Raw genomic sequence first — 15,506 nt, forward strand, 5'->3', positions numbered from 1 at the left:
AAAAGCCTGTCGATTTTGATGGATGGCCGGATCAAACCCGGCCATGACGGCTAACATCTGGGAAACCCACTATGCCAATCAGGTTCGACGGACGCGTCGCCATCGTCACCGGCGCGGGCAATGGTCTCGGACGCGCGCATGCGCTGGGGCTGGCGAGCCGCGGCGCCAAGGTCGTGGTCAACGATTTCGGTGGCGCGCGCGACGGCACCGGAGGCTCGCTGTCGCCGGCCGAGGCCGTGGTCGAGGAGATCCGCAAGGCCGGCGGCATCGCGATGGCCGACGGCGCCGACGTCTCCAATTTCGAGCAGGTCACCGCCATGGTCGAGCGCGCTACCAAGGAGTGGGGCAGCGTCGATCTCTTGTGCGCCAATGCCGGCATCCTGCGCGACAAGTCGTTCGGCAAGATGGAGGTGGCCGATTTCCAGAAGGTACTCGACGTGCATCTCGTCGGCACCTTCTATTGCTGCAAGGCAGCCTGGGCCGGCATGCGTGACCGCAATTACGGCCGCATCGTGCTGACGACGTCGTCCTCGGGCCTCTACGGCAATTTCGGCCAGGCCAATTACGGCGCCGCGAAATCCGGCATGGTCGGCTTGATGAACGTGCTCGCCGAGGAGGGCCGCAAGAACGACATTCGGGTCAACATCATCTCGCCGACGGCTGCGACCCGCATGACGGAAGAGCTGCTGCCGCCGCAGGCGCTGCAGCTGATGAAGGCGAACGCGATCACCCCCGCGGTCGAGTACATGCTGAGCGAGGATGCGCCGACCCGCACCATCATGGGCGCCGGTGCCGGCTCGTTTGCGGTGATCAAGATTTTGGAGAGCGAAGGCATCAACCTGCCGGAGAGCGAGTGGACGCCGGATGCGATCGCCGCGCATTTCGCCGAGATCAGCGACATGTCGAAGGCCAGGGCGCTGCAGGGCGCGTTCGAGCAGACGCAGAAATACGTCGCCCAGGCCGCGGCGCGGGCGGGGATCAAGCTCTGACCGACGTCGCCGTCATCGGCGCAGGTCCCGCCGGGCTGATGGCGGCGGAGGTGCTGGCGTCAGGCGGCGCCCGCGTCACTGTCTACGACGCGATGCCGTCAGCGGGGCGCAAATTCCTGATGGCCGGCCGCGGCGGACTCAACCTCACTCACAGCGAACCGCTGCCGCAATTCATGGCGCGCTATCGCGAGGCCGCACCGAAGCTGCAGGCGGCGGTCGAGGCATTTTCGCCCGATGCGCTACGTGCCTGGAGCGAGGCGCTGGGCGAGCCGACCTTCGTCGGCAGCAGCGGACGCGTGTTTCCGAAAACGTTCAAGGCCTCGCCCTTGCTGCGCGCCTGGCTGCGGCGGCTCGATGCCGCCGGTGTCCGCTTTGCTTTTCGCCATCGCTGGATCGGCTGGGACGGCGAGGGTCGGTTGATCTTTCAGACGCCGAAAGGCGTCTCCGCCATCGAAGCGAACGCCACGCTGCTCGCGCTCGGCGGCGCAAGCTGGCCGCGGCTCGGCTCGGACGCCGGCTGGGTCGATATCCTCGCTGCAAAGGGCATTGCCGTCTCGAAGCTGCGGCCGGCCAATTCCGGCTTCACGGTCGCTTGGTCCAAAGTCTTCCGCGACCGTTTCGAAGGCCAGCCGCTCAAGGGCGTGGCGCTGACGCTTCGCGCGCACACGGTTCGCGGAGAGGCGATGATCACCCGCAGCGGCATCGAAGGCGGTGCGATCTACGCGCTGTCGGCGGAACTGCGCGAGGCTGTGCTGAATCTCGGACAGGCGACGCTGATGATCGGGTTGCGGCCCGATCTCGACGCCGCTGCGCTGACCACGCGGCTGTCAGGCGTGCGTGGCAAGCAATCGCTGGCGAACTTCCTGCGCAAGGCCGCGCAGCTGTCGCCGGTCGGCATCGGCCTCATGCAGGAGGCCGCCATCGCCTCCGGCCGGCCGCTGGCCGCGTTCTCGCCGGCGGAGCTCGCAGATCTGGTCAATGCTGTTCCGGTTCAGCTTACCGGAGTAGCGGCGATCGACCGCGCGATCTCGACGGCAGGCGGAATTCTGTTCGACGAGCTCGACGAGCACTTTATGCTGCGCAAGGTGCCGGGCACGTTCGCCGCCGGCGAAATGCTGGATTGGGAGGCGCCGACCGGCGGGTACTTGTTGCAGGCGTCGTTCGCGACCGGGGCTGCGGCGGGCAGGGGCGTGCTGGGCTGGCTCAAACGCTAACCCCCGTCATTGCGAGCGCAGCGAAGCAATCCAGAATCCCTCCGCAGAGGCAGTCTGGATTGCTTCGTCGCAAGGGCTCCTCGCAATGACGGCCGTGGCAACGGCGCGCGTACACCTACCGCAGCTTCCCACGCGCGGCCACCGGCAGCGTGCCGATGATCTCCTCGCCGCGGACCATCACCACCTCGTCCATCATGTTGACGACGACGCAGACGTGGTTCGGCACGATGCGGACGACATCGCCGACATTGGGCCGCGTGTTGCTGCGGGAGAGATCGAGGAAGCCGTGTTCCTCGGCGAATTTGGCGATTCTGGCTTCGGGATGCTCCAGGATCAGGCCGTGGCCGTCGAGCCCGCCGGTATCCGTGGTCAGCGTCTTCGAGCCGGCGTCCAAGATGCCGCGCTCGGGCGCAGCGCGGCTCACCACCGTCGAATAGATGTGCAGCGCGCAATCATCCCAGGTCGCTGAGCCTGCGGCGACCTGCATGCGATCGTTGTAGATGTAGGTGCCGAAGCGATGCTCGGTGCCGCCCTTGAGCTTGCCGATATTGACGAGGTTCGGCGTGCCGCCGGTCGAGACGATCTTGGCGTCGAGCCCGTGCGCGCGCACGCCGGCCAGCGCCTCGTCGTAGAATCTTTGCGCGTCCGTCCACCCGGTCTCAGTGGGGTAGAGCATGAAGCCGGCGAATTCGAGCCCCTTGGACGAAGCGATCTCGCGCGCCAGCGCAATCGCCTCCGCCGGCGTTTCGACGCCTGCGCGCTTGCGCCCGGTATCGCATTCGACCACGACCGAGAGCGGGCGGCCTGACGCCGCAGCCGCCTTAGGCAGGCCGGCGACGACGGTCGAATTGTCGGCCGCCACCGTCATGTTGGCCTTCGCCTGCAGCGCGCCGAGCCGCGCCATCTTCTCATCGCCCAGCAGATTGTAGCTGATCAGGATGTCGTCGATGCCGGCATTGGCCATGATCTCGGCTTCGCCCAGTTTCTGGCAGGTGATGCCCTTGGCGCCGGCCGCGACCTGCATCTTGGCAATGGTCGGGTTCTTGTGCGTCTTGATGTGGGGGCGATTGGCGATTCCGGCGTCGTCGCAGGCCTTCTGGATCCGCGCGATGTTGCGCTCGACCCTGTCCATGTCGATGACGGCACAGGGTGTGCCGTATTCGCGGGCGATCTTGGCTGCAAGAGTTGTTGTCATGAGTTATGCCTGTTCAATCTCTTCGCGGAGCATTTCGAGTTCGAGCCAACGCTCTTCGGCGGCGGACAGTTCTTCGTGCGCCTTGGCGATGGCAGCCGAGGTGTCGTCGAATTTTTTGCGATCTTTCGCATAGAGACCGGGGTCGTCGAGCACACGCTGCAATTTTGCGATATCGGCGTGCAGCGTTTCCATCTTCTTCGGCAGCGTTTCCAGCGCGTGCTTCTCGTTGAAGCTGAGCTTGCGCTTGGGCGCGGACGAGGGGACCGCTGCGCGCTCGTCCTTCTTCTCCGCCAGCGGTGGCGCTTTCGGCGCCTCGCGCTTCAAATCGGCGCCACGTTGGCTCAGCATGTCGCTGTAGCCACCGGCATATTCGATCCACTTGCCGTTACCCTCCGGCGCAATCACCGAGGTGACGACGCGGTCGAGGAAGTCGCGGTCGTGACTGATCAGGATGACGGTGCCTTCGTAGTCGCCAAGCATCTCCTCGAGCACGTCGAGCGTTTCGAGGTCGAGATCGTTGGTCGGCTCGTCCAGCACCAGGAGGTTCGACGGCTTTGCCAGCGCTCGCGCCAGCATCAGCCGGCCGCGCTCGCCGCCCGAGAGCACCTCCAGCGGTGTGCCGCGTTGCTCCTGCGCGAACAGGAAGTCCTTCATGTAGCCGACGACGTGCTTCGGCTTGCCGCCGACCATGATTTGATCGCCGCGGCCGCCTGTGAGCGCTTCCGCCAGTGTCGATTTCGGATCGAGGCTTTCGCGATGCTGGTCGAGCGTCGCCATCTCCAGATTGGCGCCGAGACGTATCGTCCCGGAATCCGGCTGCATGCCGCCGGTGAGCAGGTTGACCAGCGTGGTCTTGCCGGCGCCGTTCGGCCCGATGATGCCGAGCCGGTCGCCGCGCTGGATGCGGGTGGAGAAATTCTCGACGATCTTGCGCTCGCCGTAGGATTTCGTGATGCCCTTGGCCTCGATCACCAGCTTGCCGGACTGCTCGGCTTCGCTGGCTGCGAGGTTGGCGCTGCCGGCGGTGCCGCGATAGTTGCGGCGCTGGGCGCGCAGCGCATGCAGATTGGCGAGCCGCTTGACGTTGCGCTTGCGGCGGCCGGAGACGCCGTGGCGCAGCCAGTGCTCCTCGTCGACGATCTTGCGGTCGAGCTTGTGCTGGTCGCGCTCCTCCTCGGCCAGCACCTCGTCGCGCCAGCTCTCGAACGAGGCAAAGCCGCGATCGATCTGCTTGATCCGGCCGCGATCGAGCCAAGCGGTGGAGCGCGAGAGATTGGTCAGGAAGCGACGGTCGTGGCTGATGATGACGAGCGCGCTGCGCCTGGAGTCGAGCTCCTGCTCCAGCCATTCGATGGTGGCGAGATCGAGATGGTTGGTCGGCTCGTCCAGCAGCAGGATGTCGGGCGAGGGCGCCAGCACGAAGGCCAGCGCCGCGCGGCGCGCCTCGCCACCGGAGAGGTTGTGCGGGTTCTCCTCGCCGGTGAGGCCGAGCTGTTCCAGGAGATAGCGCGCCTGGTGCTGGTCGTCCCCCGGCGCGAGCCCGGACTCGACATAGGCGAGCGTGGTCTTGTGGCCGCCGAAATCCGGCTCCTGCGGCAGGTAGCGCACCGTCGCGCCGGGCTGCACGAAGCGCGTGCCGGCGTCAGGCTCGACCAGGCCGGCTGCGATCTTCAGCAGAGTCGACTTGCCGGAGCCGTTGCGGCCGATCAGGCAGACCCGTTCGGATGGCGCGACGTTGAGCTCGACGCCCGACAGCAGCGGCGTGCCGCCAAAGGTCAGCCTGATGTCTTTGAGTTGGATCAGCGGCGGGGCCATGGCTAACCTTGGCTCGTTACGGCCTGATCTGCGCGGCGGCGCTGGATCCGGCGCAGCGTCTGGTCGAGCGCCGAGAGGAAGGCGGAGCGGTCTCGCGGCGAGAACGAGCGCGGGCCGCCGGTGACTTCACCCGACGAGCGCAGATCGGTCATCAGATTGCGCACCGCGAGCGTCATACCGATCGACTCCTCGGTGAACGGCTTGCCGTTCGGGGCGATCACGTCGGCGCCCGCCTTGACGCAGCGGCTGGCCAGCGGGATGTCCGAGGTCACCACCACGTCGCCAGGCCTCGCGCGCTCGGCGATCCAGTCGTCCGCGGCGTCCATGCCGCTGCCAGCGGCGATGCGCTCGATGAGCGGGTCCTGCGGCACGCGGATGAAATTGCCCGCGACCACGCTGACGGGCACGCCGTGCCGGATCGCCACGCGATAGATTTCGTCCTTCACCGGACAGGCGTCGGCGTCGACATAGATGCGGGTCGGGGTCTCGGTCATTCCGCCGCGTGGTACCGCATTCGGGCCGCAAAGGCGAGGGGATTGACCGCTGTTCCCCGGCGCCTACGATCGGCCCCGCGACAACAAGAATACAGGGAAGATGCCCCATGCCGAACCGGCTCGAAACCTACCGCGTCGAGGCCTACAACACCGCCGAGCAGTCCGAAAACAAGATGCACGATGACAATGTGGCCCGCCGCTTCGGCTTTTCCGGCGGTCTGGTCCCCGGCGTCGATGTCTTCGCCTACATGATGCACGTGCCGATCGCGCGGTGGGGCCGCGATTTCCTGTCTCGCGGGCTGGTCGAGGCCCGCTTCATCAAGCCGGTCTATGACGGCGAGACCGCCGATGTCGATGCCACCGAGCACAACGGCCTGCTGACCATCGAGGTGTTCAGTCGCACCGAGCTGTGTGCCACGGGAACGGCGTCGCTGCCGGCGGTGGTGCCGGCATTGTCGTTGAGCGAGTATCTCGAAGTCCCCGCCGCCGCCGAGCGCAAGCCTGTCAGTCCTGCGACATTCGAGCTGGGCAAATGGCTGGGCACGACGCCGCGCCGGTGGGCCGGGCAGGATGCGGCCGATTATCTCACTGACGTCAGGGAGGCCGATCCGATTTTTGCCCGCGAGGGGCTCGGCCATCCCGGCCTGATTCAGCGCGTCATGAACCGCGTGCTGGTGGACAACACCATTCTAGGCCCATGGATCCACGTCGGCAGCCGCATGCAGCTGCTGTCAGCCGCGCGCGCCGGCGACGAGATCACGGCGCGGGCCAAGGTCACTGCGAATTACGAGAAGAAGGGCCACCGCTTCGTCGAGTTCGACGCGCTGGTCGTCGCCAACGGCACGACGCCGCTCGCGCATTGCCAGCACACCGCGATCTACCAGCCGCGCGAGCAGGCGGCGGCGTAGCGGACAGTTGGGAAAGCCCACGCCCGTCAATCAAGGACGTCGTCATTCCCCGCGAAGGCGGGGAATCCAGTACGCCGCAGCTTCTCGGTCAATCGCTGCCGTCTCGGAGTACTGGATCGCCCAGTCAAGCCGGGCGATGACAGTAGAGTTTGTGGCGACGACAGTGCCCCTTACGCCGCCTTGGCCTTCGCCTCCTGGATCGCGCGCCACACCCGCTCGGGGGTCAGCGGCATGTCGATGTGCTTGATGCCGTACTCCGACAGCGCGTCGAGCACCGCGTTCACCACCGTCGACAGGCTGCCGGCGCAGCCGGCTTCGCCGCAGCCCTTGCTGCCGAGCGGATTGGTGGTGGCGGGCACCGGGTGGTCGCCGACCGTCATGTTGGGGACGTCCTCCGCGCGGGGCAGCGCGTAGTCCATCAGCGAACCCGTGATCGGCTGGCCGCTCTCGTCGTAGCGGATGTGCTCCATCAGCGCCTGGCCGATGCCCTGGACCACGCCGCCATGGAGCTGGCCCGCGACCAGCATCGGGTTGATCACCGTGCCGAAATCGTTGACCGCGCTGTAGCGCACGATCTGCACTACGCCGGTGTCCGGGTCGATCTCGACCTCGGCGACGTGGCAGCCGTTCGGGAACGCCGAGGCGACCGGTTCGCTGGTATGGTCGACATCGAGGCTATCAGGCACGCCCTCCGGCACCTTGCCGTCATGCAGACGCTTGGCGAGCTCCATGATGTCGATGCTGCGATCGGTGCCGGCGATCGTAAAGCTGCCGTCGGCAAACTCGATGTCGGCTTCGGATGCTTCCAGCATGTGCGCGGCGGCGCGCTTGCCTTTCTCGATGACGAGTTTTGCGGCCCCCACGATGGCCTGGCCGGTCGCAGTGATCGAGCGTGAGCCGCCGGTGCCGTTGCCGGTGTGGACGATATCGCTGTCACCCTGCACGAGCTTGACGCTCTCGAAGGGGACGCCGAGCTGCTCGCACAGCACCTGCGCGAACGGCGTGGCATGGCCCTGGCCGTAATCGAGCGTGCCGGTGATGAGCTGCACGGTGCCGTCACGATCGAACACGATCTTGCCGAGCTCGGGGCTCGGCGGCGCGGTGACTTCGAGATAGGAGCCGACCGCGATGCCGCGCAGCTTGCCGGCCTTCTTGCTCTCCTTCTTGCGCTTGGCGAAGTTCTCGTGGTCGGAGATTTCGAGCGCCTTGTTGAACACGGCCTGGAAGTCGCCGCTGTCATATGTGACGCCGGACGACGCCGCGAACGGGATCTGGTTCGGCTTGATGAAGTTGCGCTTGCGCAAGGTCAGCCGGTTGATGCCCATCTCGTCGGCGGCGCGGTCGATCAGCCGCTCCATGTAATAGTTCGCCTCGGGCCGGCCGGCGCCGCGATAGGCCCCCATCAGCGTGGTGTTGGTGAGCACCACCTTGATGTCGACCGCCATCAGCGGCGTGCGATAGACGCTGGAGAAGTTCTTGCCGGTATTGAGCGAAAGCGGCCCCGGCGCGACGCCGGTGATGTAGGCGCCGAGATTGCCGTAGCCGGACAGCTTTGCCGCGAGGAACTGCCCCTCGGCATCGAGCGCGAGCTCGGCGTGGATCTTCTGGGCGCGGCCGTGGCTGTCGGAGAGGAAGCTGGTGGAGCGCTCGTCCAGCCACTTCACCGGGCGTCCCAGTGCCTTCGCCGCATACAGAATGCACATGTACTCGGGATAGTTGATGTTCTTCATGCCGAAGGAGCCGCCGACATTGGCGGTGAGAATGCGCACGTTCTCGTTCGGCACCTTCAGGTTGTTGGCGAGGTTGGCGCGGTTGCCGGCAACGCCCTGCGTCGGCACCTGAAGCGTGTAGCGCTCGGTCTTCTTGTCGTAGGAGGCAAGCCCCACGCGCGGCTCCATCGAGACCACGGCAACGCGGGTGTTCTCGATGTCGAGCTTGGTCACATGAGCGGCGCTGGCGAAGGCGGCGTTCACCTTGTCCATGTCGCCATAGTGGTAGTCGAGCGCGACGTTACCAGGAATGTGGTCATAGAGCTGCGGCGCGCCGGGCTTGGCGGCTTGCTCCGGGTCCGTCACCGCCGGCAGCGGCTCGATGTCGAGCTCGACCGCCTCGGCCGCGTCGCGCGCCTGAGCCAGCGTCTCGGCCACCACGAAGGCGACGGGATCGCCGACGAAGCGGACCTTGTCGGTCGCCAGGGGCTGGCGGTTGGTCTGGAGCAGGGGCGAGCCGTCGCGGCTCTTCAGCGGCAGGCCGCAGGTGAAGGGGCCATAGCCGGCGGCATCAAGATCCTTCCCGGACCACGCCCCCAGCACGCCCGGCATGGCCTTGGCGGCATCGAGGCCGATGCTGCGGATGATGCCATGGGCATGGGTCGAGCGGACGACTACGGCATGGGCCTGGTTCGGCAGGTTGAAATCGTCGGTGTAGCGGCCCTTGCCGCGCACCAGCGTGTCATCCTCCTTGCGGCGGACCGGTTGCCCGACGCCATACTTTTGCAGTGCAATAGCGTTCTCGAGCGTCGACGATTTGGTGTGTTCTTGCATGGGAATTGACCTGAAAAGCCGGCATTTGCGCATTTTCGCGGCAGCGGAGCACCGGACTCCCTCAAATAACCCACCACCCCCGTTCACGACAACGCACGATTGGACATGGTCCCATGTGATGCGTTGTTGCGCAGGCCTGCCGCGCTGCTAATGTTTCAGGCGAATAATCAATTCCAGACCGGCCCGACCGGCCGCGGAAAGACAGTTTGTATGAATGACCACACGCGGCTCCGCGACGGCCATGCGCCGCATAGCGAGCTGGAGGGGTCGATGGCGGCGGTGGCATTGGCCACCAATCCGGCCGTCGGCGCGCAGGCGCCGGGAACCGGCGTCTATGCGGCGCTGGACCTCGGCACCAACAATTGCAGGCTGCTGATCGCCTGTCCGACTCAGGACGGCTTTCGTGTGGTCGATTCCTTCTCGCGCATCATCCGGCTCGGGGAGGGCGTCTCGGCGACGGGGTGCATTAGCGACGCCGCGATCGAGCGCGCCATCGCCGCGCTCAGCATCTGCCGCGACAAGATCAATCTGCGGAAGGCGCGTCGGCTGCGGCTGATCGCGACCGAAGCCTGCCGCGCGGCTTCGAACGCGGAAGGTTTCCGCAGCCGCGTTGCGGCCGAGACCGGCATCGAGCTCGAGGTGATCGACCGCGAGACCGAGGCCGCGCTCGCCGTGCTGGGTTGCTCGCCGCTGGTCGACCCCAGGGGGCGGGGCGCGATCCTGTTCGACATCGGCGGCGGCTCCACCGAGCTGGTGCGGATCGAGCGCGACGCCACCAATCCGGAGCCGCGCATAAAAGCCTGGATGTCGATTCCCTATGGTGTGGTCACGCTCGCTGAGCAGTTCGGCGGACGCGACGTCACGCCAGAGATCTATGCCGCCATGGAGCAGGAGGTCGCAAGCCACGTCGCGCCATTCGCCGAGGAGCACGGCCGCGATCTCGCCGACATGCACCTGCTCGGCACGTCGGGCACGGTGACGACGCTGGCCGGCATCCATCTCAACCTCGCGCGCTATGACCGCCGCCGCATCGACAGCATCTGGATGAACGATGCCGACATCACCGCGACCATCAACAAGCTGCTCGGCATGAGCTACGAGGAGCGTGCCGCCAACAGCTGCATCAGCGTCGAGCGCGCCGATCTCGTCCTGGCGGGCTGCGCCATCCTCGACGCTATCCGCCGCGCCTTTCCGCTGCCGCGCCTGCGCGTCGCCGACCGCGGCTTGCGCGAGGGCATGCTGGTCGAGATGATGCGCGAGGACGGCGCGCTCAGGAGCTGGTGAGTATGGCCAAGGACACTACCGGCCGCTTGCACGTTCAGGTCAAGACCGGCGGCAAGCGCAAATTGTCGTCGAAGCTGTGGCTGGAGCGGCAGCTCAACGATCCCTACGTCGCCAAAGCCAAGGCGGCGGGCTATCGCTCCCGCGCCGCGTTCAAGCTGCTGGAGATCGACGACAAGTTCCGGCTTCTGAAGCCTGGCATGGCCGTGGTCGATCTCGGCGCGGCGCCCGGCGGCTGGAGCCAGATCGCCGCCAAGCGCGTCGGATCATTGGAAGGCAAGGGCAAGGTCGTCGCCATCGATCTGTTGGAGATGCCCGAGATTCCGGGCGTGGATTTCGCGCAGCTCGACTTCATGGACAACGACGCGCCGGAGAAGCTCACCGCGATGCTGGGCGGCAAGGCCGACGTCGTGATGTCCGACATGGCCGCCAACACCACCGGCCACCGCAAGACCGACCAGCTCCGCATCGTCGGCCTGGTCGAGACGGCGGCGGCCTTTGCCTGCGACGTGCTCAAACCCGGCGGCACGTTCCTGGCGAAAACGTTCCAGAGCGGCGCCGATGCTGAGCTGCTGGCCCAGCTCAAGCGCGACTTCGCCACCGTGCGTCACGTCAAGCCGGCGGCGAGCCGGCAGGATTCCTCGGAACGCTACGTGCTGGCGACGGGATTTCGCGGCGGGGGAGCGGCGTAGCCTCGCACTCCGTCATTCCGGGGCGCCTCGAAGAGGCGAGCCCGGAATCCATGTCTCGACGCGTTCCGCGGTGCGATGGATTCTCAGATGCGCAATTGCGCATCATAGTTCGATGCTGCGCATCGCCCCGGAATGACCGAGGAGGTATTCACCCCAGCCGCTGATCCCGCACGTCCTGCGTATCCTCGGATGCCGCCTTGACCGCGGCCTTCTCCGCACCCTTGCCGGCGCCCTTGCGGCTCGCGATCTCCACCGCCTTGCGTCCAGAAATCTCGTGGCCGGCGTCCGCAGGCATCTGCCAGAAGAACCAGCTCGAGGCCGCCGAGGTCAGCGCGACTACGACGAAGGCGGGCGCGAACACCGTGGCGTTGAGCTCGCTGACATGGCTGAACCACATCGTGGTCTCGACACAGGCCGCGCCGACGGCGACGCCGGCCGAGATCGCGAGCTGCTGGTTGACGCTAACGAGGGTGGTGGCGCGGCTCATCTGCGCGGTCTCGACGTCGGCATAGGCGACCGTGTTGATCGCAGTGAACTGCAGCGAGCGGAAGAAGCCGCCGACCACCAGGATCACCATGATGATGAGCAGCGGCGTCGTCACCGTGAACAGCGCACAGACGCCGAGAAAGAACGCGCTGACGATCGCGTTCACCGTCATTAAATTGCGGAAGCCGAAGGTGCGGATGATGCGCGCCGCCAGCGTCTTCATGCCCATCGCCCCGAGCGAGGAGGCAAAGGTGACGAGGCCGGAATGGAACGGCGACAGGCCGAAGCCGATCTGCATCAGGAGCGGCAGCAGGAACGGCAGCGCGCCGATGCCGAGCCGGAACAGGAAGCCGCCGAACACGGCGGCGCGCAGCGTCGGCAGCTTCAGGAGCGAGAAGTCCAGCACCGGCGATCCGGTCCGCCGCGCATGGATGACGTAGAGCGTCATCGAGATCGCACCGCCCACGATCAACGCGGCGACGGTGCTCCACGGCAGCAGGTTGAGGCCGGCGACGGAAAGGCCGAAGGCGATGCCTGCGAGCCCCAGCCCAGAGAGCACCATGCCGTAGAGATCGAACGGCTCGCGTTCCTCGCTCTTGATCGGGTCGATGTACTTCAGCGCCATGAAGATCCCGAGCAGCCCGATCGGGATGTTGATCAGGAAGATCCAGTGCCAGGACGCATAGGTCGTGATGAAGCCGCCGAGCGGCGGGCCGATCACCGGGCCGATCAGGGCAGGGACGGTGACCCAGGCCATGGCGTTGACCAGCGCGCTCTTGTCGACAGAGCGCAGCAGCACGAGGCGTCCCACCGGCGTCATCATCGCCCCGCCCATTCCCTGCAGGATCCGCGCGAACACGAAATCGGTGATCGAGGTCGAGAGCGCGCAGCCGACCGAGCCGACCATGAACACCCCGACGGCGATCGCGAACACCATCCGCGCGCCGAACCGGTCGGCGGTCCAGCCGCTCGCCGGAATGAACACCGCGAGCGACAGCAGATAGGAGGTGATCGCGAGCTTCAGCGTCAGCGGGCTGGTGCCGATGTCGGCCGCGATCGCCGGCAGCGAGGTGGCGATCACGGTCGAATCCATGTTCTCCATAAAGAGAGCCGTGGCCACGATCAGCGGAATGACGCGTTGCTTGTCGACCATGAGGGCAATGAAATCGGAAGGAGGAGTGGAGTTGCGGCTTATCACCGCCGTCCGCCGCCGACCATTGCGGATCCATGCATGGTACCTAAATCCCGCGTAACAACGGTGTGACCGTCTTTCGTCATTCCGGGGCGCGCCCACTTGGCGCGAACCCGGAATCCATCGGACCGCAGCATCCGCTACGCGATGGATTTCGGGCTCGCGACTTCGTCGCGCCCCGGAATGACCGGTGGAGGGACGGCGTACCGAGCCCAACCCCGCTGAATCGGCCAAAAAACCCCTGTGCATGGCTGGCCAGCGGCCCGAATTGCTTTGATTCGTCACGCGGCCGTGCTATCGACCCGCGTCAACCCCACCGATGGGCTCCGATTCTCAAGGCGTTGCCGCAAGGGACGCCGAGGGCGGCGCTCATCCATTACCATTTGCGGCAGGGCCGCAGGAAGGAGTTGGCAGATGGCCACGGTGCAACTTCAGGGCATCCGCGAAGCCTTTACGTTCGACGACGTGCTGTTGAAGCCGGGCCTGTCCGACGTCATGCCGGGCGAGGTCGACATTCGCTCTCGCGTCACCCGCGCCATTCCGCTCAACATCCCGATCATGGCCTCGGCCATGGACACCGTCACCGAGGCCCGCATGGCGATCGCCATGGCGCAGGCCGGCGGCCTTGGCGTCATCCACCGCAATTTCGATCCCGAAGGGCAGGCCGCCCAGGTGCGGCAGGTCAAGCGCTACGAGTCCGGCATGGTGGTGAACCCGCTCACCATCAGCCCCGACGCCACGCTCGACGACGCGCTCAAGCTGATGAGCGATCACGGCATCTCCGGCATTCCCGTCGTCACCGGCGCCGGCAAGAACACGCCCGGCAAGCTGGTCGGCATCCTCACCAACCGCGACGTGCGCTTTGCCACCGACCGCCGGCAAAAAGTCTCCGAGCTGATGACCCGTGAAGGGCTCGTCACGGTCCGTGAGAATGTCAACCAGGATGAGGCGCGGCGGATGCTGCACCAGCACCGCATCGAGAAGCTGCTGGTGGTCGACGATCAATATCGCTGCGTCGGGCTCATCACCGTGAAGGACATGGAGAAGGCGGTTGCTCATCCGCTCGCCTGCAAGGACGGGCAGGGGCGTCTTCGCGTCGCTGCCGCCACCACGGTCGGCGATACCGGCTTCGAGCGCACCGAGCGGCTGATCGATGCCGGCGTCGACCTTGTCGTCGTCGACACCGCGCACGGCCATTCCCGTCACGTGCTGCAGGCGGTGAACCGCATCAAGCGCCTGTCCAATTCGGTGCAGGTCGTCGCCGGCAACGTCGCCACCAAGGAAGGCGCGCAGGCGCTGATCGATGCGGGCGCGGATTGCATCAAGGTCGGCATCGGCCCGGGCTCGATCTGCACCACGCGCATCGTCGCCGGCGTCGGCGTGCCCCAGCTCACCGCGATCATGGATGCGGTCGAAGCGGCGAAGAAGGCCGACATCCCCGTCATCGCCGACGGTGGCATCAAATATTCCGGCGACCTTGCGAAAGCGCTCGCGGCCGGCGCCGACATTGCCATGGTCGGCTCGCTGCTCGCCGGCACCGACGAGACGCCCGGCGAAGTGTTTTTGTGGCAGGGCCGTTCCTACAAGGCCTATCGCGGCATGGGTTCGGTCGGCGCGATGGCGCGGGGATCTGCCGACCGCTACTTCCAGCAGGACATCAAGGACACGCTCAAGCTCGTGCCCGAGGGCATCGAGGGGCAGGTGCCCTACAAGGGCCCGGTCGGCAACGTCATGCACCAGCTCGCCGGCGGCTTGCGCGCCGCGATGGGCTATGTCGGCGCACGCGACATGAAGGAGCTGCACGACAAGGCCCAGTTCGTCCGCATCACCGGTGCGGGCTTGCGCGAAAGCCACGTCCACGACGTCACCATCACGCGCGAGAGCCCGAACTATCCGGGCGGGGGTTAGGCGCTTCGGTCGCGCGCGCGTTTTGCGCGCGATAAGATACTGCCGTGCTTGGTTCGACCGGAGCGGCCCGCGACCGGATTTCGGATAAGCTCGTCGTCGCGGTCGCTCAGGTAAGGTTGAGATGCAATCCTACTCGGCGAATGGCGCTGCATCCACCAGATCAACCACCGAAGGCGCGCTGTATCCTTCGACAAAGCGTTCGCCGAAATCCCGGATGAAATTGTCGTAGCTTGTTTCCGGCCTAGTGCTTGCAATATGGCAGAAGCAGCGGCGGAATTGCCGCTTGATCTGCATTCGCGGGAATTCGGCGACGATCCGCGACACTTCGGCGGCGGGAATAACGTCGTATTGCAGCCCGATGACGTCGAAGCAGATGCCGGCTGTGGCGAGTGCAACCTCGCTCTCTTTGTAGAGAGCGATCGACGGGGTCGAGTTCAGCGCGACGCTGTCCCAGATCAGCTGGGCGCGGCGCCGGTCGAAGCCGCGCTCGGCGGCAAAGTGCCGCGCCAGGTCCGCGCCTTCGACCTCGAAGCGGCGAGGTCCGGCGAAGCTTTCATTCAGCGTGATGTCGTGCAGCAGGGTGCCGACCGCGAGCACCTCCTCATCGTGCACCACGTTCTGCAATTGTCCGAGCCTTGCCGCGAACAGCCACGAGCGGACGACGTGGTTGAACAGATACGGGGCGCAGTGCTGCCGCGCATGTTCGATTGCGGCATCGACTATGGGAGTGTCGGGAACGACGACGCCCGCGAGGGTGCGGTGGGCAGGTTTGTCCATGCTGCTGTCTTT

Annotated in this window: 12 protein-coding genes; 6 read left to right on the forward strand and 6 right to left on the reverse strand. The window is 66.1% G+C overall.

Features of this window, described 5'->3' with window-relative positions; all coding sequences use genetic code 11:
* The first annotated feature begins 71 nt into the window (after positions 1–71).
* Complete coding sequence (locus tag GA0061099_RS15200; protein ID WP_036022527.1) at positions 72–989, forward strand: SDR family NAD(P)-dependent oxidoreductase; 918 nt, start codon at positions 72–74, stop codon at positions 987–989.
* A complete protein-coding gene (locus tag GA0061099_RS15205; RefSeq protein WP_074447937.1) occupies positions 986–2,203 on the forward strand; it encodes a BaiN/RdsA family NAD(P)/FAD-dependent oxidoreductase in 1,218 nt (405 codons plus the stop codon). Before GA0061099_RS15200 ends, GA0061099_RS15205 begins: the two co-directional genes overlap by 4 nt.
* Positions 2,204–2,318: 115 nt before the next feature.
* Here the strand turns inward: GA0061099_RS15205 and GA0061099_RS15210 are convergent, their stop codons facing one another.
* Genes GA0061099_RS15210 through GA0061099_RS15220 form a run of 3 tightly spaced genes read right to left on the reverse strand, consistent with a single transcriptional unit; the run spans position 2,319 to position 5,707 of the window.
* On the reverse strand, positions 2,319–3,398 hold the full coding sequence (locus tag GA0061099_RS15210; protein ID WP_036001049.1) for a D-TA family PLP-dependent enzyme: 1,080 nt from the start codon (positions 3,396–3,398) through the stop codon (positions 2,319–2,321).
* 3 nt (positions 3,399–3,401) lie between these two features.
* A complete protein-coding gene (locus GA0061099_RS15215; RefSeq protein ID WP_036022531.1) occupies positions 3,402–5,213 on the reverse strand; it encodes an ABC-F family ATP-binding cassette domain-containing protein in 1,812 nt (603 codons plus the stop codon).
* Between the two features lie 2 nt (positions 5,214–5,215).
* Positions 5,216–5,707: a YaiI/YqxD family protein gene (locus GA0061099_RS15220; protein WP_036022533.1), complete on the reverse strand. Its 492-nt coding sequence runs from the start codon at positions 5,705–5,707 to the stop codon at positions 5,216–5,218.
* A gap of 107 nt (positions 5,708–5,814) precedes the next feature.
* On the opposite strand from GA0061099_RS15220, the gene GA0061099_RS15225 reads away from it, so the two are divergent.
* Positions 5,815–6,615, forward strand: a complete 801-nt coding sequence (locus tag GA0061099_RS15225) for a hotdog family protein (protein ID WP_036022534.1) — start codon at positions 5,815–5,817, stop codon at positions 6,613–6,615.
* A gap of 170 nt (positions 6,616–6,785) precedes the next feature.
* On the opposite strand, the gene GA0061099_RS15230 is transcribed toward GA0061099_RS15225, so the two are convergent.
* On the reverse strand, positions 6,786–9,158 hold the full coding sequence (locus GA0061099_RS15230) for a xanthine dehydrogenase family protein molybdopterin-binding subunit (RefSeq protein ID WP_036022537.1): 2,373 nt from the start codon (positions 9,156–9,158) through the stop codon (positions 6,786–6,788).
* A 210-nt stretch (positions 9,159–9,368) separates the two neighbouring features.
* Here GA0061099_RS15230 and GA0061099_RS15235 point away from each other — a divergent pair, with 210 nt between their 5' ends.
* Positions 9,369–10,442 carry a Ppx/GppA phosphatase family protein gene (locus GA0061099_RS15235; RefSeq protein ID WP_036001035.1) on the forward strand — a complete coding sequence of 358 codons (1,074 nt, stop codon included), beginning with the start codon at positions 9,369–9,371 and terminating at the stop codon, positions 10,440–10,442.
* A gap of 2 nt (positions 10,443–10,444) precedes the next feature.
* Positions 10,445–11,131, forward strand: a complete 687-nt coding sequence (locus GA0061099_RS15240; RefSeq protein ID WP_036022539.1) for an RlmE family RNA methyltransferase — start codon at positions 10,445–10,447, stop codon at positions 11,129–11,131.
* A gap of 148 nt (positions 11,132–11,279) precedes the next feature.
* On the opposite strand, the gene GA0061099_RS15245 is transcribed toward GA0061099_RS15240, so the two are convergent.
* Positions 11,280–12,770 (reverse strand): MDR family MFS transporter, encoded by a 1,491-nt coding sequence (locus GA0061099_RS15245; RefSeq protein ID WP_036022541.1) that lies wholly within the window; start codon positions 12,768–12,770, stop codon positions 11,280–11,282.
* Positions 12,771–13,223: 453 nt separating this feature from the next.
* On the opposite strand from GA0061099_RS15245, the gene guaB reads away from it, so the two are divergent.
* Positions 13,224–14,717: an IMP dehydrogenase gene (gene guaB / locus GA0061099_RS15250; RefSeq protein WP_036022544.1), complete on the forward strand. Its 1,494-nt coding sequence runs from the start codon at positions 13,224–13,226 to the stop codon at positions 14,715–14,717.
* A 129-nt stretch (positions 14,718–14,846) separates the two neighbouring features.
* On the opposite strand, the gene GA0061099_RS15255 is transcribed toward guaB, so the two are convergent.
* Positions 14,847–15,494 carry an HD domain-containing protein gene (locus tag GA0061099_RS15255; RefSeq protein ID WP_036022547.1) on the reverse strand — a complete coding sequence of 216 codons (648 nt, stop codon included), beginning with the start codon at positions 15,492–15,494 and terminating at the stop codon, positions 14,847–14,849.
* Positions 15,495–15,506: the final 12 nt, after the last annotated feature.

This window comes from Bradyrhizobium yuanmingense (assembly GCF_900094575.1).
Lineage (GTDB): Bacteria > Pseudomonadota > Alphaproteobacteria > Rhizobiales > Xanthobacteraceae > Bradyrhizobium > Bradyrhizobium yuanmingense.